Raw genomic sequence first — 22,264 nt, forward strand, 5'->3', positions numbered from 1 at the left:
TTGCTAGAGTTACATCCGAGAAAGTCTTACATTGAGAGGATGTATGAAGAAAATTATTGTTGCTGCTGCACTTGTTATTTTTTCAATAGCTTCGCAAGCCAGCACTTTTTCGGAGAAAAGACAGCTGCAATATATCCAGGAGCATCAGACTGCTGTTGCAAAGTACGCGGAGAAAAATGGCAAACCTATGCCGGAGATACAGGACTATAAATACGGTATGAAAATTGATGTAGCAAAATTTGTTCGTCAATCTCAAGACCCCCGTACCTGCAAGGTTTACTCGCGGTTGATGACCTTCGAAGACTCCCAGGGTACGCTAAAGACAGTCCGTTATTCTCTGTATTCGCAGTGCGTAAATGATAAGTAGTGTTCGTTTTTCTTCGAAAAATAATCGATTTTATAAATGCCAAGCAATGCTTGGCATTTTTTATTTTCTCTGCAGCTATTTGGTAACGGCTGGTCTTGTTTTTCGGCGCCTGCGAGTACGTAGTGGAATAAATATCAGGTCACCAGACACGATGCCCAATAACTGCCCCCAAAGGTAGTAGCCTCAGAAAGGACGAGTTATGAAAGTTTTGCTTGAACACCCAGACGAAAAAGTAGGGTCTGGAAGCCATAGTCATGAGCATGGTGGCATATTTGGTATGAACACCGAACTGGTCTTCGCGCTAATCTGTGGCACTCTCCTGGGAGCCGGAGCTCTCGCAGGGAAACTCGGCCTGATTGATAGACTGCCGCTGATACTCTACGTATCTGCTTATGTCTTCGGTGGTTGGTTCACAACCAAGGAAGCTATCACCAACCTTCGCCAAAAACGTTTCGAGATCGATACGCTAATGCTTTTTGCGGCCGTAGGGGCTGCAAGCATGGGGGCTTGGGCAGAGGGGGCTCTGCTACTGTTCCTCTTCAGTCTGGGGCATTCCCTTGAAAGCTATGCGATGGGCCGGGCGAAAAAAGCTATTGAGGCGCTGGCCAAACTCGCACCTGCAACCGCCATCGTACGACGCTCCGATGGTACGCAGGAAATGCCAGTGGATCTTGTGGTGCCCGGTGACGTTGTCATCGTACGCCCAAATGATCGCCTGCCAGCCGATGGTTTTGTGGTCGTAGGGTTCTCGAGCATCAACCAGGCTCCTGTGACCGGTGAGAGCGTCCCAGTGGACAAAAAACCAGTCGCTAGCGCAGCTCTCGCGCGCAGTAAGCCGGATGCTGTAGATGCTGCATCCAAGGTTTTCGCGGGCACCATCAACGGCGAAAATCTGATCGAGATCGAGGTGACACGGCGCTCCACGGAAAGCACCCTGGCGCGAGTCATCAAAATGGTCAGTGAAGCAGAGGTCCGGAAGTCGCCGACCCAGCGATTCACGGATCGCTTCCAGCGGATTTTCGTCCCTTTGATCCTGCTCTTGGTGGCAGGCCTGGTATTTGCCGGCATTTTTCTCGACGAGCCTTTCCGAGATTCGTTCTATCGCGCCATGGCCGTTCTGGTAGCCGCAAGTCCCTGTGCGCTTGCGATAGCAACACCCAGCGCCATTCTTTCAGGTATCGCCAGAGCTGCTCGGGGTGGGGTGTTGATCAAGGGTGGTGCACCGCTTGAAGAGCTTGGCTCATTGAGCGCCATGGCATTCGACAAGACTGGTACCTTAACCGAAGGACGCCCTCGTATTACCGATGTAGTACCCGTGGGCGGTACCAAGATCGAAGACCTTCTGACTGTTGCAATCTCCGTAGAGTCGATGAGCGACCACCCGCTCGCTGTAGCCATTGTGCGCGACGGTGAAGAGATGATTGGAACCAGAAGTAAACCCCAAGCAACGAATGTGAGGAACCTGGTTGGTCGGGGTGTCCAGGCTGAGCTAGATGGTCAGCAAGTTTGGATCGGCAAAGTTGAGATGTTTGGTGCTGATGGTATTCCCTCCCTCACCGAACCTGCTCTGGAAGCTGTGGAGCGACTGCGTCAATCAGGTCGCACAACGATGATTGTGCGCCGTGGTGATCGTGATCTGGGAGCGATTGGATTGTTGGATACGCCCAGGGAAGGAGTGAAGGAGGCGCTTCAGGAGCTCAAGCAAATGGGCATTGAACGCATGATCATGATCTCAGGCGATCACCGTCGCGTTGCAGAAGCTGTCGCCAAACAGGTGGGCTTGGATGAGGCGTGGGGGGATCTAATGCCGGATGACAAGGTTCAGGCTATCAAGAACCTGCGCATCACCTCCAAAGTAGCGATGGTAGGGGATGGTGTGAATGACGCCCCGGCCATGGCCAATTCTAGCGTGGGGATTGCAATGGGTGCGGCAGGCTCCGATGTTGCCCTGGAAACGGCTGATATTGCGCTTATGGGCGACGATATTCGACAACTTCCATTTGCGGTCGGGCTAAGCCGCCATACGAAATCCATCATCCGCCAGAACCTATTCGTCAGCTTAGGGATCGTCGCGATACTGGTCCCCTCCACAATGATGGGGTTAAGCATCGGTGCTGCCGTCGCTATTCATGAGGGGTCCACGCTTCTGGTCGTGTTCAACGCCTTACGCCTGCTGGGTTACCGCAGGAGCACTTGATCTCTGAACATAAACAAAGGGGGCGCATTGAGCGCCCCCTTTGTACACGACAGTCTGAAAGTGGATCAGAAGACGTATTGCAGGCGGGTTACGAGAGCGTTGCCACTGTCGTCTCCGGCCGCGTTCTCGGCATTGTCAGTGCGCACGTTGATGTAGTCGGCACTCACCTTCACGGCCTCGTTGACATACCAGTTCACACCGATTGTGTGGCTCTTTGCTTTGCGCTCATCTGACTGAGCCGCAGTGGTGACCAGGTTACCGTCCTCGACCTTGATGTCGTCAAAGCGATAGAAAACTTCCCAGGCCCCCAGATCTTTGTTCTGTGGTTTGATGGTGTCAAACTTGGCACCGTCGAGTTTGTAGATGCGGGGCTCGCCAGTCAGCGTATACGCCATTTGTGCGTAGTAGCCCGATGCTTTCAGGTCATTGGTTGCCTGGTCAGCTTGCAATTTGCGGCGAAGGTATTCAGCTTGCACAGAGAACGGGCCGGTAGCCCAAGCACCTTCAACACCCCAGACCGAATCGTCGCTCCACAGGCCTTCTTGCGCCGTGGCGCCGCCAAACAGCATGCGATTGCCGTTGGTACCCGCATCACCACCGCCATTGGTATCCACACCACGAACGCCGAGACGTGAGCGGATCCGGGTGTCTACTGAACTGTCTTTGAGGTCGCGATAGGCATACTGGGCACCGATGTGCAGGACGTTGCCATCAGAATGCAGCGGTGCGAAGACACCGCGCACGTTATAGCGTTTCGTGCTGTCGCCATCGTTATCATTGTTGGTTTCGCTAAAGACGCTACCCGACAGGTAGGCCATGTTCGCGATGGTGCTGGTGGCTTGAACGCCCATGCCAGCGTTGTCGTTGATCCAGTCTGCTACATCGTAGGAAAGGTTTCGCTCCATCCCGGTTGTCCACTTCGAGCTGGTCGCCTTCTCAAGACCGAAATCGGTGTAGAAGCGGCCGAATCGCAGTTGGACTGGAGCGAAGCCCGTGTAGGTCAGGCTCGCTTCGTCAAAGTAGCCATCGGCGTCGTTACCGGTGTTGCGGGACAGGTCGTAGCTAACCTGGTACTTCCAGTCACGGTACAAGGTACCGCCGAACTCGATGTAGGCGCGACGGAAGTAGGCTGCGTCAGCAGTATCGCCATTCTTGGTGAAGACACCGTCGAACCGTCCGTAGTCGGCCTGAACCCTGCCGCCCAGTTTGAAACTGAACTCCTTATCGGTAGTAGAAAGTTCAAGACCGCCCTTGGTTTTGAGAACGATATCAGCTCCGTCGCTAGTGACTACTCCGGAGAATGCTTGCGAGGAAAATGTGCCTATTATTGCGGCAGCCAAAAGCTTCACTCGCATGTTCGAAGAACGGATCATTGCTTGCCTCTCGTGTGTTAAGTGCTAAGGCGTCGACGGGATGTTTGCCCTCCGTCGGGCCTAATAGATCTGGCAGATGTGAGCAGGTCACGTTCGTCACCTGCTGCAACAAGATGCCTTTGTTCTAAGCACTATGGCTAGATCGCAAGCAAAAATGACAGAAGTGTTTCTGTAATGTTAAAGAAAGACTTCTGAAAAATAACGAGCTTGTCATTTATCAAGCCAGTCACTTTTGTCCAAGAAGCTTTTTTTAATCAGTCGACGGATATCCAAGGCCTGAGGGTTGCGTGTGAGCGTTGACTTTATAACAAGATAGACATCTTTATCTTCCAAGTCTTCGAGAAATCCTGGCACGAGCGTGATGTTTCTGTCCATTTTACGGCTGTAATCTGGCAACACACCAATGCAGGCCCCCCCAACCACCAGGCCGCGGGAGAAATTGTAGTTCTTGGCTCTGGTCGTCCCTCCTCGGTGGCCGGAAATTATAGAGGCCCAATTTTTGGAACCCGAGAGAATGTCATCGTCCCAAGGAAGAACGAGCATAAAATTCTGTAGGTCATCACTCGCCACTGGGACCGTGACACTTCTTGAGTAGCGGCTTGAGATAAATAACGCGTGTCCGATCCGGCCAAGCCGTTCGAACCTGTACTCGGGGTAGCGATCGAAGGCATCGTCATCAGATGGTGTCACGAGAACAATACCCACATCGACGTCACATCCATTGAGCATTTTCGGGGTGCACTCAGAGTGGATCTCCAGTTGCATTTCAGCATGATCCCGAACGTAGGCGACGAGATCTCGATTGACGATATCGCTGAGTACCGGTTCTGTGATCGCAAGCGTGAGCCCCGGGATGCCCGTGTCGCCGGCTTTTCCAAGGCCCTCAGGGCCAAAAAGTTGCGAAAGGTAATGGCTGACCTTGTCGCCTATTCGAGTCAGAGCAAGCTTGTTGTTTTTATAGACGAATACAGGAGAACCGATGTGCTCCTCTAGCTTTTCCAGGCGCCTCCGAAGGCCTACTACAGGTAGGTTGAGCGCCCTGGCTGCCTGTTTAAAATTTGCACAACGTACGGTTGAGAAAAATTCTAGCGCTAACTGTTTATCAATTGGCAGATCATCCAATATGTCAGGAATGCAAGAAACAGTAATGCCAGTAGATGTTTCATTTTGTGTAGCCATTTATTCCCCCTTGTGCGGGGAGAATTTATCTCAATGTGGATCTGCAGTTCCCGATACTATCAATATTGTAATTTCCGCGTAATCTAATTGTTATTTGGCGAGGTTGATTTCAATAAAGTAATTATGAGGAAATCTTTTTGATATTTTGGCGTGCTAGGTTTTCCGTAAAGTTTTAACCCTATAATCGGCATCTGCTCCCCAGTTTTCTACCGACATTTGATTCACTTTTTTTTCACCTTTGCTTCCATAGTCTCAGCACATGGAAACCAAATGCCCGCCTCTTGTATTTTTGCTGTTCCGATATTTAGGCGTCGGATCAATAGCGACAGCGATACATTATGCAATCTTCTTGGCGCTTATCGAAGCGGAGCTTGCTGATCCCGTGTCGGCCAGTATATGTGGCAGCATGGTAGGTGCTATTGCAAGCTTCATCGGTAATCGAGCGCACTGTTTTAAGGCAGATGGTTCTCGAGTGCTCCAGCCTATTAGGTTCACACTTGTCGCTCTGGCAGCAAACCTAGGTAACGGAGTGGGTATTTGGGTACTCATTAAATTAAGTTTCTCACCGCTTATCGCCCAGGCCTTAGTGACTATAGCCCTTACGGCACTTGGATTCATTGCACATCGTTTCTGGACATTCAGCCATGCAGACATTAAATCGGTTTCCCGAGCGCCCTGATCCCTTGTTGACCATTGTGGTTCCCTGCTTTCAAGAAGAAGACACCATTCCAGAGTTCCACCAACGCGTTACCAAAGTTGTTAAGCGGCTACCTGTTTCTTGCGAGATTCTCTACATCGACGATGGCAGCAATGATGGTACTGCAGAGCTGCTGCGTGAGTATCAGGATGGCTCGGCTGTTCGATGCCTTTTCCTGAGTCGAAACTTTGGAAAGGAGGCCGCGTTGAGGGCTGGGATAGATCATGCTCGCGGCAGCGCGCTCATCTTCATTGACGTCGACTTGCAAGATCCGCCTGAGCTCATTCCCGGCATGGTGGAGTTCTGGCAAAAGGGTTATGACGTGGTGAACATGCAGCGCAATCTGAGAACCGGCGATTCGCTTTTCAAGCGCATGAGCGCTCGAGCCTACTATTGGGTCATGCAGCGTCTGGTGGATAAAGTGGATTTGCCCGCCGATGTCAGCGATTTTCGCTTGATTGGACCCGCTCCGCTTGCAGCTATTCGAGCATTGGATGAGCGTTCCAGCATCCTTAAGGGCATGATCGGCTGGGTAGGCTTTCGCACCTTTGAACTACCCTATAATCGCGCTGTTCGTCATGCAGGGAGCAGCAAGTGGAACGTGGCTGGACTAATCAATCTTGCCATCGAGAGCATTCTCAGTTTTTCTCGCAAGCCGCTGCGTATCTTCAGTCTCGCTAGCTTTGCACTCTTCGTTTCCAGCTTCTGCTACATGCTCGCAGCCCTCGTGGCTGGTAGTTTCGATGTCCATCATCTGCTCGTCGGAATGGCCTCATTTATGTGCGTCGGTGTCGCCATGGTGGGGGAGTACCTTGGCCTGACACTCGCAGAGGTTAAGCGCCGCCCCCAGTATTTCTTGAAAAACAGTCCCAAAGCGGAGTGCGCGTCTATCCACCCTTCGGTCTCATCGTTCGAGGGTAAGAAATGCTGAGTTTGAAGAGGGAGCAGACGTTATGGCGGATATTGGGCGCTATTTTGGTCCTACGTTTATCAGGATTGGGTGTCTACCCCCTGATGGACACATCGGAGGCCCGTTATGCCGAAATGGCGCGAAAAATGGTCGAGCTGAATGACTGGATCACGCCCATGTTCGATTACGGGGTACCGTTTTGGGGCAAACCACCACTGTCTTTCTGGACGCAAGCCGCGAGCATGACGATCTTCGGGGTCAATGAGTTCGCTGCTCGATTCCCTGCATGGCTGCTGCACCTGGCTAGCTGTTTCATCATCATCAAGCTCGGTACGCAGCATTTCTCGCGTAACGCGGGCATTTGGGCGGCAATAATCTTTTCCAGCACAACGCTTGGCTTGGTCTCCAGCGGAGTCGTACTGACCGACCCCGTTCTATCGTTCTCAATTTTGCTGGCCAGTTATGGGTTCTGGCGTTGGATGCAATGCGCCGACAAAGCGTACGCCTATCTGATGTTCGCAGGTTTGGGGCTAGGTCTGCTTGCTAAAGGCCCGCTGACCCTGGTGCTAGTAGGGGCGCCGGCATTCCTCTGGATCGTGATTTACAAGGAATGGAAACGGGTGCTAAGGCTACCTTGGGCTGGCGGCCTGGGTCTTATGCTCGGCATCTCTGTGCCTTGGTACGTCTTGGCTGAGATGAAGACACCAGGCTTTATGGAGTACTTTTTCGTTGGTGAGCACTGGAGCCGTTACGTCGTTAGCAACTGGGCTGGTGATCTTTACGGCAGCGCCCACGCCAAGCCATACGGGACCATCTGGCTACAGCTCGGGTTAGCGCTTCTTCCGTGGGTATTCTTCCTTCCATTGCTGATCCGTAGGCGTGCGTCGCTGCAGCGGTTTGAGGCCTACCTCTGGCTCTGGGCGCTGGCTACTCCGGTCTTCTTCACGTTCGCCGGCAACATTCTGTGGACCTACCTGCTTCCTGCGCTCCCAGCCTGGGCTTTGCTGCTGTCGGGCCGGGTCAGCGATACCGGCCCGAAGACTACATGGGCTGCTGCTATGAGTGCTTTGATATTGCCAATGATAGGAGCGGGCATAATTTACGCTGGCGCAATGGAAACGCGGCCTCAGAATCAGCGGGATGTGATCCAGGCTTGGCTCAATGCTCAGTCTACTCAGCCGGGCCCCCTGATCTATCCGGGACGCCGGTCGTACTCATCCGAGTTCTACAGCACTGGCAAATCCGAGCACATCAAGGATCCTGCCAAATGGCCAAGCAGTGGCTTGTTTTATCTATCGAGGCGCTTGCGCGACAGCAATGCTGAGCTGCCTACCGGCCTGGAGTGCACCAAGATCACAGAAGCCAACGCCAGCCAACTACTGCTATGCCGTTGGAACGCCGACGAGAAAAATGCCCAAAGCCTCGCCATAGAAAGCAGCACGAAAACTTATCAGAAGAACGAGGGCTAAATTTAGGATGAAAAAAAGCCAGGTATTAACCTGGCTTTTTTGTTGACTGCTACCCTCATCAGAGTTCCTAGTTTATCGTCGATCAGTTATCGGACTTTTCCTTGGCATCTTTGCGCTCTTTTTGTTTCTCTTGAGCGACCTGCTGCTTTTTCTGATCCGATGAATCATCGCTCCATATGCGTGCCTGCTCAGCCCGGAAATTTTCGTTGAATTTTTTCGCTCGATCAAATCCGTCTTCAGCATGGGCGGTAGTCATCAGACCGAACAGCAAGCTTCCAAGAGCGATAGATTTTACAAATTTCATGTTGAACCTCGGTATTTACTAGACCTCCCTGACTAGGGGTCTTTGTTGTTTTGTAGTTTAGGGAAGCGAAGCTAACGACAAGGTGAGGTATTAATTACAATTCCGTAATTTTAGCGTGCGGCAGGATGCGTTCTAAGTCTGGATCTGGAAGGATCAGACCTATCGCCGGAATTGCTGAAAGAAAATTTCAGTTATCCAGTAAATTACAATTTTGATATCTACCACCGTAGTTTCGTGCGGCATTGCAGTCCGCACCAGGAGATAGCTATGAATGAAATTGAGCCTTGGGCAGTTGCCATGAATGATTTTCGCCGCTGCGCTGAAAATCTTTCTGCCCAGGTCGATGAGCTGACATCTCAGACACGGCTTTCTAGCGCTGTCTTGGAGAGGTCGAACGAGATGGTGGAGCAGGTAGAGGCTATAGGTCGGCAGATTCACGGGGAGGTTCGGAAGGCTGAGAAGGCTTGGTCCGATGGTGAAGAGGTCGCCTTACGCGCCGCGACAAAAGCGTACTCTGCCGCTTACCGTGGAGTCGACAGTGCCATCCAGCCTCTCATTTCAGAGCTTTCGATCGCTACCAGTGCCGCGAATGCTTCGCTCGCAGAACTCAAGCGTGCACCGGCACTGGCCAAGCGTTACGTAATGGTGGTGGCGACAGCATTTTTCATCCTGGCATTGATCTGTTCGTACTCGACCATGCGTCTGATTGATGCAGCCGGCCGTGTGAGCGCTCAAGAAAAGGTCAACGCTCAATATTTCTCACAGCTTTGGAAAAACGCCAACCCAGAAGAGCAACAGATCATAAAGTCAGTGATTTTAAGGGCCCCGATGGATCCTGTGGTCCTTAGGGACTGATGCTCTGGAATAAAGCAAAAGGCCCGTCTATTGACGGGCCTTTTTGATCACGCGATCGAGGCGGCGCTCATCGTAGAGTGGTTGAGCTGGGGTTGAGGAAAGTTAAGGTGAAACCAGGTGAAGTTTTCATCAGTCACTTCCACACCCGCCGAACCTTGGTGCAGGCTCATAATCGATTGAACGATGGCCAAGCCAAGCCCTGTACCACCTTCACTCCGTGCTCGGCTCTTGTCCACGCGGTAGAACCGTTCAAACAAATGGGCATGGTGTTCTTTAGCAATCCCGCGCCCCGGGTTGCCCACGCTTAAAGTAGTACCGTTTGCACTGCGGTGTACCTTCACGTAGACCGTGCGACCTCGGGGGCAGTATCGGATAGCATTTGATAGCAGATTCGAGACGGCACGCTGAATCATCAGACGATTACCGCGCACGGCGTCGTCGCTGCCCGAAATCTGGAGTTGGATCTCGCCGTCTTCAGCCGAAATACTGAAGAGATCGCAAACACGCTGAATCTCATCGACCAAGGATACGGTTTCGAACTCAACCATGGATGCAGGATGACTGACCTGCGCTAGGAACAACATGTCGGAAACCATACGGCTCATCCGATCCAGTTCTTCTGTGCAGGACTCGAGAACCTCGCGGTACTCGGACAGCGACCGCTCTCGGGTCAGGGCAACCTGGGCTTTCCCCATCAGATTGGACAATGGTGCTCTGAGCTCATGGGCAAGGTCATCAGAGAACTGCGAAAGCTGCTGAACCCCATCGTCCAGTCGAGCCAGCATGATATTGATTCCGTCTGCGAGCTCTTTGAGCTCTGCCGGCATTCCATCTGCCGGCAGGCGATGCTCGAGGCTCTCGGTCGAAATTTTGGAGGCAACCTTCAGGAACTTTGTTAAGGGCAGCAGGCCACGTCGCACAGTCCACCAGCCAATAGCTAGGATGAGCAAGAGAATAACGGGGGACATCATCAGAGCCCAGGTAAGCAGTGCGTCGAGCAGAGCCTCATTGGATGACTGGTCCATAGTCATGTAGACGCTTACTTCGGTGCCATCATCCAAGCGCATTACGCGGGACGTGCTGAGTAGTGGGCGGCCCTGGGTGTCGCGCCACTCATGTTCTTGCGCCGTCGCTCCAGCGTTGAATTTGCGTACCTCTAGATTCACCTGCTTCGAGCCGATCGAGAGCAGCGGCTGTCTGCTCGTTGTTGAATCGAAGATGCTCACATACAGATTATTGTGGCCCATGACCAGATCAACGAGCTGGTGCGCGTCTGCATTGACCCCGGAGATATCCGAGATGGTAGAAAGGTTGTGAGCCATTCCTTCCATTTTCACTTCGAGGTCAGTTCTGGCGTTTCTTTCAAGAGCTTGACCCACCATCAGGTACCCGAAGGTGGCGAACAGAAGCAGCAACCCTGCGCTCATCAATCCAACTTTTAATCCTAGCTTCGCAGCCAGGCTGAAAGGCCTCATGCGCGCTCCTCAAAAACGTACCCAACGCCTCGAAGCGTATGAATTAGCTTGGTTTCAAATGGATCATCAATCTTCGAGCGTAAGCGCCGAATAGCGACATCGATGACATTGGTGTCGCAGTCAAAATTCATGTCCCATACCAACGAGATGATCTGTGAACGGGTCAGCGCTTCGCCCGCTCTGCTCATGAGCAGATGCAGGAGGGCAAACTCCTTGGTGGTGAGGTCGATGCGTGTGCTGCCGCGAAAGACTCTATGCCGTACGGAGTCAAGCTCCAGGTCGGCAATTTTAAGTAGGGTCTTCTCGACCAACTCATCACCGCGCCTCTGCAATGAGCGAATACGGGCTAACAACTCTGGAAACTCGAACGGCTTCACGAGATAGTCATCAGCCCCGCCGTCCAAGCCTTTGAGCTTGTCATTTATGCGCCCGCGGGCAGTCAGCATGATGATGCGCACTCTACTGGTTTTCCGGATGGTCTCCAACAAGTCCCAGCCATCAATACCTGGGAGGTTAACATCCAGTAGAACGAGCGAGTAGTCGTTGGTATAGAACTGGTGCAAGGCGTCAACGCCATTATGCACGATGTCTACGATGTATCCGCTTTCGGATAGGCCCTGCTGAAGATATTCAGCAGTTTTAATTTCGTCTTCCACTATTAAAATGCGCATAACCTATCTCAAAGTATGGGAAGGAGTTGGCCTAATCCACAAAAAGCTTTCATTTTTTGAAAGTTTAGCCGAGGGCATATAGTGTGGTATTCGCTACTTCTGTGCGTACGCCTTGGTCACCTGATTGCACTCGAATCTTAACGCGAAGAAGGTAGCTGCGGCGAAATCCTACAAATTTGTAATGTAGTAGCAAGACTGCTGACAGTCACGCTGACTTACCTTCCTCAGCATAGCGGATCCTGCGGCTTCCAGCGGCTTTCTGCGCTGGTGGTTGAGGAGGATTCGGCCGTTCACGGACAGCATTTCTGCCAGAACAGTTGGGGCCTGCGCGCGGCACCCAATGACACCTTGGCAGGCGTCGCTAATTTGACTCAGCGATCAGGGCCTCTCTGCATTAGACGTGCTTGTCTTTTCATCCCAAGTAGGCAGGGAATCTACTCTGCAATTACAATCTGTTACATGTCCAAATTGTAATTGCACCATCATCTTGTCGTCAGCCGCCTTTGTTATTTTGACCGCAGCACGCAGGCAGCGCTGCTTTGGGGCGTTATGCTCCGAAAATCTGCTCACGCCGATGCATTCGCCTTAGAACCATCTGCTCCTTTGGTAAGGTGAATTTTAGCGCCCTGTTTAGGGCGCTTTTTTTATTAATGGACTTATCATGAAAACAACTAGATCTGCTATCGCCGTGTTCATGCTTTTTTCCGCGCTGTCGACAAATGCCCACAGTAGTATGCAGGCCAATGAGGAACTTGAGCGGTCTGCCAAAGACGCTACCGCGCGCTACGCACAGAGCACGAAGAAGCCTATGCCTGAAGTTGAAGACTACGCTTACGGTATAAAGTTGGACGTTAGTAAGCTAGTGTACGTATCGCCTAACGTTCGTCAATGTGGCAGCGTCAATAGCATGATGAGCTATGAGGATTCTAAAGGTGAACTACACATGGTTCGCTACTTGGTGAATGGTGAGTGCATAAATAGTCGGTGAGCAACCACAACTGGGTGCTCCCAAGCATTGGCTCACAGGTGTTCGCAAATTACTCCCGCTCATTGACACTTTCGACTTGGAAGGTGTCAATGGCGGTCAGAAGTTACCGACTGATGTCAGTGGGTCGGCGATGGAGTACTTTCGTGGAACGATTCGCGCTCGATCTGAATGGTGCAGTGGTGTATTTCAAATGCACTGCTGACAGCGTCGACGACAGCCGCCAGTACAGTGTCTGCATCTGCTGAGTCCCGCACTACAACGTGCGATGTCAGTACGTTACTGCCACTACTCACCGCCCAAACGTGCAGATCATGGACGCCAGTCACCCCCTCGACACTGAGGATAGTGGACTCGATTGCCTCAACTTCCAGGCCTCTGGGAACCCCTTCCATAAGAATGCCCAAGCTCTCGCGAAGCAATTGCCATGTGCGCGGCAATACCCATAAGCCAATTGCAACGGCGACAATCGTGTCTACCCAGCCCCACCCCGTGAACCGGATAATGAGAGCTGCGATGATCACGCCCACCGAGCCGAGCATATCGCTCCAGACTTCGAGGTAGGCCCCCTTGACGTTGAGGCTCTCATTGCTGGCAGATGCGAGTAGTCGCATCGAAATGAGATTCACGATCAATCCAGCGATCGCGATCCACATCATCGCCCCGGTGGCGATCTCCGCGGGCATGAAGAAACGCTGGTAGGCCTCATACAAGATGTACATTGCCACCAAGAAAAGCAGCACGGCGTTAAATGTGGACGCGAGAATCTCCAGGCGCGCATAGCCAAAGGTTCTTTTCTGGTCCGCGGGACGCTTGGCAATCTGAAGTGCAATCAATGAGATCGCCAAAGCGGCGGTGTCCGTAAACATGTGAGAAGCGTCCGACAAAAGCGCTAGGCTGCCGGTTATCCACGCGCCAATTACCTCTGCGATCATGAAGCTGCCAGTCAAGGCTAGCGCCATGACCAGCTTTTTCTGATGCCCTTCACGCACCGCAGCACTACCATGATCATGATTTGACCCCACGTATTTCTCCTTGTGTAGAGCTCTAGTCGCGTTGTCTTTTCTGGCTAGCTTGCCTTAGAGAGCTGCTTGACCACACTGGCTGCAGAATCTTGCTCCGGCACTCATTGGAGAGCCGCAGGCGGAGCAACCATTTGTTAGTGGTACTCCGCAGTTTAGACAAAAACGCGCTGACGGTTCGTTTGTGGTCCTGCACTGCCTACAGTTCTGTGGAGCTTTGATTGAGGATTGGGCTGCCGGGGGTGTGCCGTCGATTGAATGATTGCGACTTTCGCAGTTTTGAGGATCATCACGCCGCTCGTGTCGAGCGCTTCCATGCCCCCTGTCGTGGTGTTTGCCGCCGCTGTGGCTCCCTCGACCGTGATTGCTACCCAAGAGATCTTTGAAAAACTTCATGACGTTCGCCCTCATTAATGGGTGATCTACGAGCGGTGTCGGATAAATGATCATCCGCTCAAGAACATGGACTTCTAATTAGTGATCTAAGTTCAAATGTAACGCGCGATAGATCTAGCTAGACTTGCTGTTGACATATGATTAATTTGCGCATGCAGTATGAAGTATTTGACGGCTTAGTATTGGCTACTTTTTAGCATAACGTTAGCGATAGCAAACGGGAAGTCGTTGCGCTGATTCTGTCAACATTGTAATCAGGAGGTCATCGTGTAGTTATCAGATGAAAGAAATAATGACTCTAGAAAAATCCATTCCTCCTCTAATCCTTCTGCCTTACGAATCCTAAGCGCTCTCAAGTCCCGAAGCTCATGGTCTCCGGTGCCCCGACACCGCATGCCCGTCCAGTGTTGGTCGATGGCTTGCGTGTTACCTCCGTAAATTCCATAGCAAGCGCTATGGGTGAGCAGCATCTCAGAGCTTGATAATGACACCTCCAGAATTCGACGTTAAAACCCTGCCTGGAAAATTGGCACTTTTTATTCGTAATGCTCGGAAGGAGGGAGTCAGTACTAATCTGTTAGTCGGTTTCGTAACTGCTTGGTTACTGACTTTCGCAAACTCTGAGCTTTGGGCGCTGATTTGGAAGCTGGTGTTCAAGAAAAATGATATTAACTGGTTGCTTGCCGGCAGCCTGCCGGTGCTTGTGTTCGCTTGGGTTTTTACAGTGCTCAGCTTGTTGTCGTGGTGGCGGCTCGCCAAACCACTGCTGTGCCTAGTCCTGATTAGTGCGGCTTTTGCAAGCTACTTTATGAGTACTTACGGTATCGTTATTGACTACACAATGTTCACCAACGTTGTGGAGACCGACATCGGTGAAGTGTTCGAGTTATTGAATTGGAAGCTTTTCCTTTGGGTTGCCATTGTAGGAGGCTTGCCCGTTTACATAATTAGCCAGGTTCCCATCCGGCGAAAGCCTTGGGCGAAGGCCCTGGCCAGTAGACTTGTTGTCCTTTCACTAGCGCTGGTCGCCCTTTCCGGCATCCTGCTGAGTCAGTATCAGTCGTATGCCTCCTTGCTGAGAAATAACCGAGAGATTCGACTTATTCTGGTACCTACCAATCTGTTTGCAGCCGGTCATGGGTACCTGAAACGCCAACTGGCCACGCCTAAAACACTGACGGTCATAGGTTCCGATGCAGTGGTAAATCGTCAAGGTGCAGTTCGAAAGCCCAAGCTATTAGTACTGGCTCTGGGAGAGACCGCGCGCGCTGCCAACTTCTCTCTCAACGGCTACTCACGTGAGACCAATCCAGAGCTTCAAAAGCGCAATGTAATCAGTTTCTCGAACGTCAGTTCTTGCGGCACAGCTACTGCAGTCTCGCTGCCGTGTATGTTTCTCGATGTCGGAAAGGATGGATACAAAGATGGCTTAGCCAAGAGTCGTGAAGGGTTGCTTGACGTGCTTCAGCGGGCTGGCATCAACGTCATGTGGACTGATAACAATTCGGGATGCAAAGGGGTCTGTGACCGCGTCCCCAACCGCAAGGTTGCCCTCAGTACAGACTCCCAGCTATGCACCAGTGACGAGTGCAAGGACGGGGTACTACTCGCTGAGATGGAGGACTTCATCAAGAGCTTGGAGGGTGATGCTGTTCTAGTGCTCCACTACAAAGGAAGCCATGGCCCTGCCTACTACAAGCGCTACCCCTCGCAATTCAGGAAATTCGAGCCTGTCTGCGAGACGAATGAACTCGACAAATGTAAGCAGCAAGAGGTGGTCAACGCCTACGATAACTCGATTTTGTACACCGACTACGTGACATCTGCGCTGATCGATATTCTCGCTGCGAACACTAGATTCGACACTGCACTCATGTACGTCTCTGACCACGGGGAGTCGCTGGGTGAGGGCGGTCTCTACCTACATGGGTTGCCCTATGCGATGGCTCCTAGTGAGCAAACCAAGGTTCCATTGGTGCTCTGGATGTCTGACCCGATGGCGAAGAACGAAGGACTCGATGTCGGTTGTCTAAGAGCCCAGGCAAGCTCACCGTTGAGCCATGACAATCTGTTCCACACAGTTCTCGGGATGATGAGCGTTCAGACATCCTCTTATCGTTCAATGCTGGACTTCACTGCACCTTGTAGGCCTCTGGACGTCAGCTCTAAGAGCGTTAGCTATCGCTCAATCCCTTGAACAGGGCTCGGCTAGAGCTTCGAGTCGTTGATGTTACGGCAGATCCCTAGGTACGGAGGTCCATCGAGAGCGCTTGAGCATGCATAGCTGGCTTGAGCTGAAGGCCTACAGGGTTGATGAGTCCGCCTAAAGTGAGCTCGTCCCTGGTTGTGTCAAACTATATTATTCGCCGCAGAGTGCCTTTTTCGATGAAGCATCTGCTTGTGTCAAACTATAATTCGTTTGCTGCGGTAGGCCGCATCGCTGGAGGCCACGGAATCCGGGGGGCTTTGTGTCAAACTATATTATGAGCCTCCACAGGCAAGGGAGCGTCTTTCGTACGCTCCCTTCGCTTTTTTCCTCGCTGTAAATTCCCCGCCTCAGCCATTGTCAACGCCCCTGGTATCAAAAGGCGCTCGCCAACCCTGGCAAGGTTTCCCGCACCGGCGCGTACCTGTGGGGTAATGAAGCGTTGATTTGCACTGTACGCACGATTCACGGCCCCTCCGGGGAAGTGGTCGGGGTGATGGGAACCGACGTGTCGCTGGCGCAACTGGCCGGGTTCATTGGCAAATCCAAGCTCGGCGAAAGCGGCTACCTGTTGCTGATCGAGGACACGGGCGCTGCGTTCGCCAACCTGATCGTCAACCCGATCAAGGGCGTGGCCGGCAGCCTTGAGGACATCGCTCAGGGTGAGGGGGATCTGACGCGCTCGCTGCAGGTGAAGGGCAACGACGAAACCGCCGCGCTGGCTGGCTGGTTCAACCAGTTTGTCGAGCGTATCCGCGCGCTGGTGCAGCGCATCGGCAATGCGTCCGCCGATCTGCAAAGCGCCTCGGAAACCAACAGCCGCGTCGCTTCGAACATGGGCGATGCCACTGGGCGCCAGCGTCAGGCGGTCGAACTGGTGTCGACCGCGTTCAACGAGATGGTGGCCACGGCCAACGAAGTGGCGAGGTCGTGCAGCAATGCCGAGTCGTCCGCCGATGCCGGTCAGCGTCAGGTAAACGCTGGCCAGCAGCAGATCGAGCAGGCGACCAGCAGCGTTGCCCGCCTGAGCGAAAACCTGCAGCAGTCCACCGAGGCGATGCAGGAACTCGAACGCGAGAGCCAGGACATCAACACCATCCTCGGCACCATTCGCTCTATCGCCGAACAGACCAACCTGCTGGCGCTCAACGCAGCCATCGAGGCGGCCCGGGCGGGCGTTTGGTATCGCGGTTCAGGACCTGAGACCTCATCGCTGGCAAGCCGGGTGTCCCCGCTTGCCAGCGATGAGCGTGTTCAGATCTGCATTGCCATGCCGTCAACGTTCATTGCCGCTTGGCGCAGGGCTTCCGAACGCGTCGGATGCGGATGACAGATCAGTGCGATGTCTTCCGCCGAGGCGGCGAACTCCATGGCCACGCAGTACTCGCCGATCATCTCGCTGACGCTCGGACCCACCAGGTGCACGCCCAAGACCTGATCGGTCTCGGCGTCGGCGATGACTTTGGCGAAACCTTCGGTCTCGTGGTTGATCTTCGCCCGGCTGTTGGCCATGAACGGGAATTTTCCGACCTTATAGGCACGGCCTTCCGCCTTGAGCTGCTCTTCGGTCTTACCGACGGTGGCCAACTCCGGCTTGGTGTAGATCACGCCCGGGATCAGGCCGTAGTTCACTTCGTGCGGCTTGCCATGGATGCGCTCGATGCAGGCGATGGCTTCGTCTTCGGCCTTGTGCGCCAGCATCGGCCCGGAGGTGACGTCGCCGATGACCCAGATGCCCGGCACGCTGGTGCGATGGCCCTGGTTCTCCAGCATGCCGCGTTTGTCGGTGTTCAGGCCGACGCTGTCCAGGCCCAGGCCCTCGGTGTACGGACGACGACCGATGGCCACCAGCACGTAATCGGCTTGCAGCGTCTGGGCTTCGCCGCCGGCAGCGGGCTCCAGGGTCAGGCTGACGCCGTCGGCCGACGGGGTGGCCTGGGTGACTTTGCTACCGAGCTTGAAGGCCATGCCTTGCTTGGCCAGGGAGCGTTGCAGGGTCTTGGCGGTTTCTTCATCGATGCCGGGGCAGATCCGGTCAAGGTACTCGATCACGGTCACTTCACTGCCTAGCCGGCGCCACACCGAACCCAGTTCCAGGCCGATCACGCCAGCACCGATCACCACCAGGTGCTTGGGCACTTGCGGCAGCGACAAGGCGCCGGTGGAGTCGATGATGCGCTGGTTGTCGATGGTCACGCCGGGCAGTGGAGTAGGCTCGGAGCCGGTGGCGATGACGATGTCCTTGGCGGTGTAGTCGCTGACGTTCCCCTGATCATCGGTGACCTTTACCTTGCCGGCGCCATCCAGGCGACCCCAGCCCTTGATCCAGTCCACCTTGTTCTTGCGAAAGAGAAACTCGATGCCTTTGGTCAGGCCGGTCACGCTCTCTTCCTTCTGCTTCATCATTTGCGCGAGGTTCAGGCTCGGCTTGACCTCGATACCGAGGTGAGCGAACTCGGCGCCGCTGGCCGCTTCATAGAGTTCCGATGCATGCAGCAGTGCCTTGGAGGGCATGCAGCCGACGTTGAGGCAGGTGCCGCCGAGCGTCGAGCGGCCCTCGATACAGGCGACGCTCAGGCCCAGTTGCCCGGCGCGAATGGCGGCGTTGTAACCGCCGGGGCCGCCGCCGATGATGAGGACGTCGTAGCTTTTCATTGTTGTGCTCCCGGATGAAGTATCGAAAGTGGCGCCAAGGTTAGTCGCTCGAACGATAAGTTGTATACAATTTATGGCTTGTTTTTACACAAAGATAATTCCGCTGAACAGTTTCGATAGCGTCAGACTATGGTCCTAATAGCCTGAAAGATCTTACATATGAACTACCCTTTTCCCATGACGTCCTACGAAAACATGGGAGGGTTCACTTCATGCTCGTGCAACTTCCGCCAGCGCTGCAAAGCTTGCATTTGCCGCTTCGTCTACGGCTCTGGGATGGCCATGAGTTCGATCTAGGCCCTCAGCCGCAGGTCACCATTCTGGTCAAGGATCCGACGCTGATGAGTCAGCTCACCCATCCTGGCCTGGATGAACTGGGCACGGCGTTCGTCGAAGGCAAGCTGGAACTGGAAGGAACCATCAGTGAGGTCATCCGGGTCTGCGATGAACTCAGTGAGGCGTTGCTCAAGGATGAAGAAGACGACGTGCCCGTACGCGTCGAGCACGACAAGGCGACCGATGCTTCCGCCATCTCCTATCACTACGACCTGTCCAATGCCTTCTACCAGCTCTGGCTGGACCCGGAAATGGCTTACTCCTGCGCCTATTTCAAGACCGCCGATGACACCCTGGAACAGGCTCAGCAGAACAAGTTCGAGCACCTGTGCCGCAAGCTGAGACTCACGCAGGGCGATTACCTGCTGGACGTCGGATGTGGCTGGGGCGGGCTGGCGCGTTTCGCTGCGCGGGAGTTCGGTGCCAAGGTGTTTGGCATCACCCTGAGCAAGGAGCAGTTGAAGCTGGGTCGCGAGCGGGTCAAGGCCGAAGGGTTGCAGAAGCAGGTTGAGCTACAGATCCTCGACTATCGCGACCTGCCCCAGGATGGTCGTTTCGACAAGGTGGTCAGCGTTGGCATGTTCGAACATGTCGGCCATGCCAATCTGGATCTGTATTGCCAGCGCCTTTTCGGCGCGGTGCGTGAAGGTGGGCTGGTGATGAACCACGGGATCACCGCGAAGCACCTGGACGGTCGTCCGGTGGGCCGCGGGGCCGGAACCTTCATCGAGCGCTACGTGTTTCCCCACGGGGAGTTGCCGCACGTATCGATGATCAGCGGTTCCATCAGTGAGGCAGGGCTGGAAGTAGTGGACGTGGAAAGCCTGCGGTTGCACTACGCGCGCACGCTGAAATTCTGGAGCGACAATCTTGAGGGCCGGCTCGAAGAAGCGTCCGCCATGGTCCCGGAAAAAGCCTTGCGCATCTGGCGGCTTTATCTGGCGGGCTGTTCCTACGCGTTTACCCGCGGCTGGATCAATCTGCATCAGATCCTAGCGGTCAAACCCAGAGCGGACGGCAGTCACGACCTGCCGCTGACCCGCGCTGATCTCTACCGCTGAGCGCCACTCGCTAAAGGATCGGAGATATCAGCCGCGCGATACGCATCCCCAGTTGTTGCAGGCGGTGCGTATCGCGGCTGTCTTCCGGGGTGATTTCCCGGGCCTGGTCGAAGTCGTTCACCAGCATCTGCTCCACCGTGGTAGCGAACTCCGCGTCGATCGTCACCAGCATGATTTCGAAATTCAGACGGAAGGACCGGTTGTCCAGGTTGGCGCTGCCAATCGCGGCGACGTCGTTATCCACAAGCACCACTTTCTGATGCAGAAACCCCGGCTCATACCGGAACATCCGCACGCCCGCGCGCACCGCTTCGAAGGCGAACAGGCTGGAGGCGGCGTAGACGATGCGGTGGTCGGGGCGGGATGGGATCAGAATGCGCACGTCCACTCCACGCAGGACCGCCAGGCGCAACGCGGCGAATACCGCTTCATCAGGAATGAAATAGGGACTGGTTATCCACACCCGCTCTTGTGCCGCGTGGATGGCATCGAGGAAAAACAGTGAGCAGGTTTCTTGTGGATCAGCCGGACCGCTGGCCAGGACCTGACAGAGCATGCCGTTTTCCGGGTAGGTATCCGGCAGGATCAATGGCGGCAATTTGCGCGCGGCCCAGAACCAGTCTTCGGCGAAGGACTCCTGTAAACAGGCCAGCACCGGACCACCCACCTGAACATGAGTGTCGCGCCAGGGGGATAACCGAGGGTTGCCGCCGAGGTACTCATCGCCGACGTTGTGTCCGCCGACAAAGCCCGTTACACCGTCCACCACCACGATCTTGCGGTGATTGCGGAAGTTCACTTGGAAGCGGTTGAACCAGCCGCGACGAGTAGCAAAGGCCCGGATATCGACGCCGCCTTCGCGCAGGACCTGACTGTAACGGGTGGGTAGGGCGTGACTGCCTACGCTGTCGTACAGCACATAGATCTTCACGCCCTCGGCTGCTTTCTTCAGTAGCAGTGCCTGAAGCTGACGGCCCAGGTCATCGTCGTGAATGATGAAGAACTGTACCAAGACCGTATCGCGAGCCTGATCGATGGCGTTGAAGATCGCCTTGAAGGTGGCCTGGCCATCGATCAGCAATTTCAACGTGTTGTTTGCCAGGCACGGCATGCGACTGAGTCGGGGCAGGGCCCGCAGGCCGGCATAGGCGGGCGAGTTGCTGGCGGCCAGTGCTTCCTCGACCCAGGGGCGCCAGTTCAGGTCGGCCATGGCGATATGCATTTCCTGGTTGGCCTGGCGTCGCGCCTGGATGTAGGCGTCGAAGGTACGACTGCCGAAGATCAGGTAGGGAATCAGTGTCAGGTAGGGGATGAACAGCAGCGACATCGCCCAGGCGATCGCTCCTTGGGCGGTACGCACTGTGAACACTGCGTGCGCGGCGGCAATCAGGCCGAGCAGATGAATTGCACCAATGAGGTAACCGAAGAACTGGGGGCTGTGGTAATCCATGTACGTCCTGCCGTCCGCAATCAGGGTCCTAACAGAGCATGTTCCTGATGTGTCTTGCAACCCGATGGGCAATTTGTCGTCTAATCGGTAGTCCGGCACGGGGCCGGAGTTTTCGGGGAGTCATTAGATGAACATTCGCATGTCGATGCTGGCGCTGCTGGTTGGCCTGTCGAGTCCTCTGGTTCAGGCGCAGATGCTGCAACCGGGTTTGTGGGAGCTGACCACCAGCAACATGCAGGTCGATGGCAAGGCGCTGCCTGACATGGACTTCATGCTTGGGCAATTGAAGAACCTCCCGCCGGAGCAACGGGCAATGATGGAAGGCGTGCTGGCCAAGCAAGGCGTCACGGTGGCGGGCAAGGGTGTGCGTTCATGTCTGACGCCAGAACAGGTGAAGACCGACAACATCCCCTTGCAGGACCCGCAGTCGGGTTGCACCCAGCGGATCACCGAACGCAATGGCAATGTCTGGAAGTTCGAGTTCAGTTGCCCCAAGGCGCAGGGCACCGGGCAGGCGCAGTTTCTCAGCGATCGTGAATTCCTGACCAAGGTCCATGGCACCTTCAACGCAACCGGCGCGCAGCAGCAGGGCAGCATGGATACTCGCGCGGTGTGGCTGGGGGCCGACTGCGGAACGGTCAAGCCGCGTAGCTAAG

At 54.4% G+C, this 22,264-nt stretch carries 19 protein-coding genes and 1 pseudogene; 11 read left to right on the forward strand and 9 right to left on the reverse strand.

Features of this window, described 5'->3' with window-relative positions; translation table 11 throughout:
• Positions 1-43 precede the first annotated feature (43 nt).
• On the forward strand, positions 44-367 hold the full coding sequence (locus CKW37_RS24925; protein ID WP_009394997.1) for a DUF2790 domain-containing protein: 324 nt from the start codon (positions 44-46) through the stop codon (positions 365-367).
• A gap of 199 nt (positions 368-566) precedes the next feature.
• Complete coding sequence (locus tag CKW37_RS24930) at positions 567-2,564, forward strand: heavy metal translocating P-type ATPase (protein ID WP_037058648.1); 1,998 nt, start codon at positions 567-569, stop codon at positions 2,562-2,564.
• 65 nt (positions 2,565-2,629) lie between these two features.
• Here CKW37_RS24930 and CKW37_RS24935 read toward each other — a convergent pair whose 3' ends face one another.
• Positions 2,630-3,937 (reverse strand): OprO/OprP family phosphate-selective porin, encoded by a 1,308-nt coding sequence (locus CKW37_RS24935; RefSeq protein WP_009394993.1) that lies wholly within the window; start codon positions 3,935-3,937, stop codon positions 2,630-2,632.
• A gap of 210 nt (positions 3,938-4,147) precedes the next feature.
• On the reverse strand, positions 4,148-5,116 hold the full coding sequence (locus CKW37_RS24940; RefSeq protein ID WP_037058644.1) for a LysR family transcriptional regulator: 969 nt from the start codon (positions 5,114-5,116) through the stop codon (positions 4,148-4,150).
• Between the two features lie 259 nt (positions 5,117-5,375).
• Between CKW37_RS24940 and CKW37_RS24945 the strand changes: the two genes are divergently transcribed.
• From CKW37_RS24945 to CKW37_RS24955, 3 genes are read left to right on the forward strand one after another with little or no spacing between them, the layout of a single operon-like run.
• Entirely contained in the window at positions 5,376-5,795 is a 420-nt protein-coding gene (locus tag CKW37_RS24945) for a GtrA family protein (RefSeq protein ID WP_009394988.1), read from the forward strand.
• Complete coding sequence (locus CKW37_RS24950; RefSeq protein ID WP_009394987.1) at positions 5,761-6,744, forward strand: glycosyltransferase family 2 protein; 984 nt, start codon at positions 5,761-5,763, stop codon at positions 6,742-6,744. The genes CKW37_RS24945 and CKW37_RS24950 overlap by 35 nt, the downstream gene beginning before the upstream one ends.
• Positions 6,738-8,192, forward strand: a complete 1,455-nt coding sequence (locus CKW37_RS24955) for a glycosyltransferase family 39 protein (protein WP_009394985.1) — start codon at positions 6,738-6,740, stop codon at positions 8,190-8,192. Before CKW37_RS24950 ends, CKW37_RS24955 begins: the two co-directional genes overlap by 7 nt.
• 82 nt (positions 8,193-8,274) lie before the next feature.
• On the opposite strand, the gene CKW37_RS24960 is transcribed toward CKW37_RS24955, so the two are convergent.
• Complete coding sequence (locus tag CKW37_RS24960; protein WP_009394983.1) at positions 8,275-8,496, reverse strand: hypothetical protein; 222 nt, start codon at positions 8,494-8,496, stop codon at positions 8,275-8,277.
• Between the two features lie 267 nt (positions 8,497-8,763).
• Here CKW37_RS24960 and CKW37_RS24965 point away from each other — a divergent pair, with 267 nt between their 5' ends.
• Positions 8,764-9,351 carry a hypothetical protein gene (locus tag CKW37_RS24965; protein ID WP_009394982.1) on the forward strand — a complete coding sequence of 196 codons (588 nt, stop codon included), beginning with the start codon at positions 8,764-8,766 and terminating at the stop codon, positions 9,349-9,351.
• Positions 9,352-9,398: 47 nt separating this feature from the next.
• Here the strand turns inward: CKW37_RS24965 and CKW37_RS24970 are convergent, their stop codons facing one another.
• Together CKW37_RS24970 and CKW37_RS24975 are read right to left on the reverse strand one after the other, a co-directional pair.
• On the reverse strand, positions 9,399-10,826 hold the full coding sequence (locus CKW37_RS24970) for a heavy metal sensor histidine kinase (protein ID WP_009394978.1): 1,428 nt from the start codon (positions 10,824-10,826) through the stop codon (positions 9,399-9,401).
• Positions 10,823-11,497 carry a heavy metal response regulator transcription factor gene (locus tag CKW37_RS24975; RefSeq protein WP_009394976.1) on the reverse strand — a complete coding sequence of 225 codons (675 nt, stop codon included), beginning with the start codon at positions 11,495-11,497 and terminating at the stop codon, positions 10,823-10,825. The genes CKW37_RS24970 and CKW37_RS24975 overlap by 4 nt, the downstream gene beginning before the upstream one ends.
• A 661-nt stretch (positions 11,498-12,158) precedes the next feature.
• Between CKW37_RS24975 and CKW37_RS24980 the strand changes: the two genes are divergently transcribed.
• On the forward strand, positions 12,159-12,485 hold the full coding sequence (locus tag CKW37_RS24980; protein WP_009394973.1) for a DUF2790 domain-containing protein: 327 nt from the start codon (positions 12,159-12,161) through the stop codon (positions 12,483-12,485).
• 116 nt (positions 12,486-12,601) lie between these two features.
• On the opposite strand, the gene CKW37_RS24985 is transcribed toward CKW37_RS24980, so the two are convergent.
• Both CKW37_RS24985 and CKW37_RS33820 read right to left on the reverse strand, forming a co-directional pair.
• Positions 12,602-13,507 (reverse strand): cation diffusion facilitator family transporter, encoded by a 906-nt coding sequence (locus tag CKW37_RS24985; RefSeq protein WP_037058636.1) that lies wholly within the window; start codon positions 13,505-13,507, stop codon positions 12,602-12,604.
• A 54-nt stretch (positions 13,508-13,561) separates the two neighbouring features.
• Positions 13,562-13,954: a zinc ribbon domain-containing protein gene (locus tag CKW37_RS33820; protein ID WP_080604706.1), complete on the reverse strand. Its 393-nt coding sequence runs from the start codon at positions 13,952-13,954 to the stop codon at positions 13,562-13,564.
• A 430-nt stretch (positions 13,955-14,384) separates the two neighbouring features.
• On the opposite strand from CKW37_RS33820, the gene CKW37_RS24995 reads away from it, so the two are divergent.
• Positions 14,385-16,097, forward strand: coding sequence for a phosphoethanolamine transferase (locus CKW37_RS24995; protein WP_043860449.1), 1,713 nt, complete (start codon positions 14,385-14,387; stop codon positions 16,095-16,097).
• A 373-nt stretch (positions 16,098-16,470) separates the two neighbouring features.
• A pseudogene (locus CKW37_RS25000) lies at positions 16,471-17,337 on the forward strand (methyl-accepting chemotaxis protein); the annotation flags it as partial.
• A gap of 23 nt (positions 17,338-17,360) precedes the next feature.
• Here the strand turns inward: CKW37_RS25000 and lpdA are convergent.
• Positions 17,361-18,761, reverse strand: coding sequence for a dihydrolipoyl dehydrogenase (lpdA, locus tag CKW37_RS25005; RefSeq protein WP_095158880.1), 1,401 nt, complete (start codon positions 18,759-18,761; stop codon positions 17,361-17,363).
• A gap of 212 nt (positions 18,762-18,973) precedes the next feature.
• On the opposite strand from lpdA, the gene cfaB reads away from it, so the two are divergent.
• Positions 18,974-20,158: a C17 cyclopropane fatty acid synthase CfaB gene (cfaB, locus tag CKW37_RS25010; protein ID WP_095158881.1), complete on the forward strand. Its 1,185-nt coding sequence runs from the start codon at positions 18,974-18,976 to the stop codon at positions 20,156-20,158.
• A 10-nt stretch (positions 20,159-20,168) separates the two neighbouring features.
• Here cfaB and cls read toward each other — a convergent pair whose 3' ends face one another.
• Complete coding sequence (gene cls, locus CKW37_RS25015) at positions 20,169-21,608, reverse strand: cardiolipin synthase (RefSeq protein WP_095158882.1); 1,440 nt, start codon at positions 21,606-21,608, stop codon at positions 20,169-20,171.
• Positions 21,609-21,735: 127 nt separating this feature from the next.
• Between cls and CKW37_RS25020 the strand changes: the two genes are divergently transcribed.
• Positions 21,736-22,263: a DUF3617 domain-containing protein gene (locus tag CKW37_RS25020; protein ID WP_095158883.1), complete on the forward strand. Its 528-nt coding sequence runs from the start codon at positions 21,736-21,738 to the stop codon at positions 22,261-22,263.
• Position 22,264: the final 1 nt, after the last annotated feature.

The organism is Pseudomonas sp. Irchel 3E13, from assembly GCF_900187455.1.
Classification (GTDB): Bacteria; Pseudomonadota; Gammaproteobacteria; order Pseudomonadales; family Pseudomonadaceae; genus Aquipseudomonas.

Bases quoted from the DNA above. Each gene is read 5' to 3' on its own strand.
- CKW37_RS24925 (WP_009394997.1), top strand. From the start codon at position 44: ATGAAGAAAATTATTGTTGCTGCTGCACTTGTTATTTTTTCAATAGCT.
- CKW37_RS24930 (WP_037058648.1), top strand. From the start codon at position 567: ATGAAAGTTTTGCTTGAACACCCAGACGAAAAAGTAGGGTCTGGAAGC.
- CKW37_RS24935 (WP_009394993.1), bottom strand. From the start codon at position 3,937: ATGATCCGTTCTTCGAACATGCGAGTGAAGCTTTTGGCTGCCGCAATA.
- CKW37_RS24940 (WP_037058644.1), bottom strand. From the start codon at position 5,116: ATGGCTACACAAAATGAAACATCTACTGGCATTACTGTTTCTTGCATT.
- CKW37_RS24945 (WP_009394988.1), top strand. From the start codon at position 5,376: ATGGAAACCAAATGCCCGCCTCTTGTATTTTTGCTGTTCCGATATTTA.
- CKW37_RS24950 (WP_009394987.1), top strand. From the start codon at position 5,761: ATGCAGACATTAAATCGGTTTCCCGAGCGCCCTGATCCCTTGTTGACC.
- CKW37_RS24955 (WP_009394985.1), top strand. From the start codon at position 6,738: ATGCTGAGTTTGAAGAGGGAGCAGACGTTATGGCGGATATTGGGCGCT.
- CKW37_RS24960 (WP_009394983.1), bottom strand. From the start codon at position 8,496: ATGAAATTTGTAAAATCTATCGCTCTTGGAAGCTTGCTGTTCGGTCTG.
- CKW37_RS24965 (WP_009394982.1), top strand. From the start codon at position 8,764: ATGAATGAAATTGAGCCTTGGGCAGTTGCCATGAATGATTTTCGCCGC.
- CKW37_RS24970 (WP_009394978.1), bottom strand. From the start codon at position 10,826: ATGAGGCCTTTCAGCCTGGCTGCGAAGCTAGGATTAAAAGTTGGATTG.
- CKW37_RS24975 (WP_009394976.1), bottom strand. From the start codon at position 11,497: ATGCGCATTTTAATAGTGGAAGACGAAATTAAAACTGCTGAATATCTT.
- CKW37_RS24980 (WP_009394973.1), top strand. From the start codon at position 12,159: ATGAAAACAACTAGATCTGCTATCGCCGTGTTCATGCTTTTTTCCGCG.
- CKW37_RS33820 (WP_080604706.1), bottom strand. From the start codon at position 13,954: ATGATCATTTATCCGACACCGCTCGTAGATCACCCATTAATGAGGGCG.
- CKW37_RS24995 (WP_043860449.1), top strand. From the start codon at position 14,385: ATGACACCTCCAGAATTCGACGTTAAAACCCTGCCTGGAAAATTGGCA.
- lpdA (WP_095158880.1), bottom strand. From the start codon at position 18,761: ATGAAAAGCTACGACGTCCTCATCATCGGCGGCGGCCCCGGCGGTTAC.
- cfaB (WP_095158881.1), top strand. From the start codon at position 18,974: ATGCTCGTGCAACTTCCGCCAGCGCTGCAAAGCTTGCATTTGCCGCTT.
- cls (WP_095158882.1), bottom strand. From the start codon at position 21,608: ATGGATTACCACAGCCCCCAGTTCTTCGGTTACCTCATTGGTGCAATT.
- CKW37_RS25020 (WP_095158883.1), top strand. From the start codon at position 21,736: ATGAACATTCGCATGTCGATGCTGGCGCTGCTGGTTGGCCTGTCGAGT.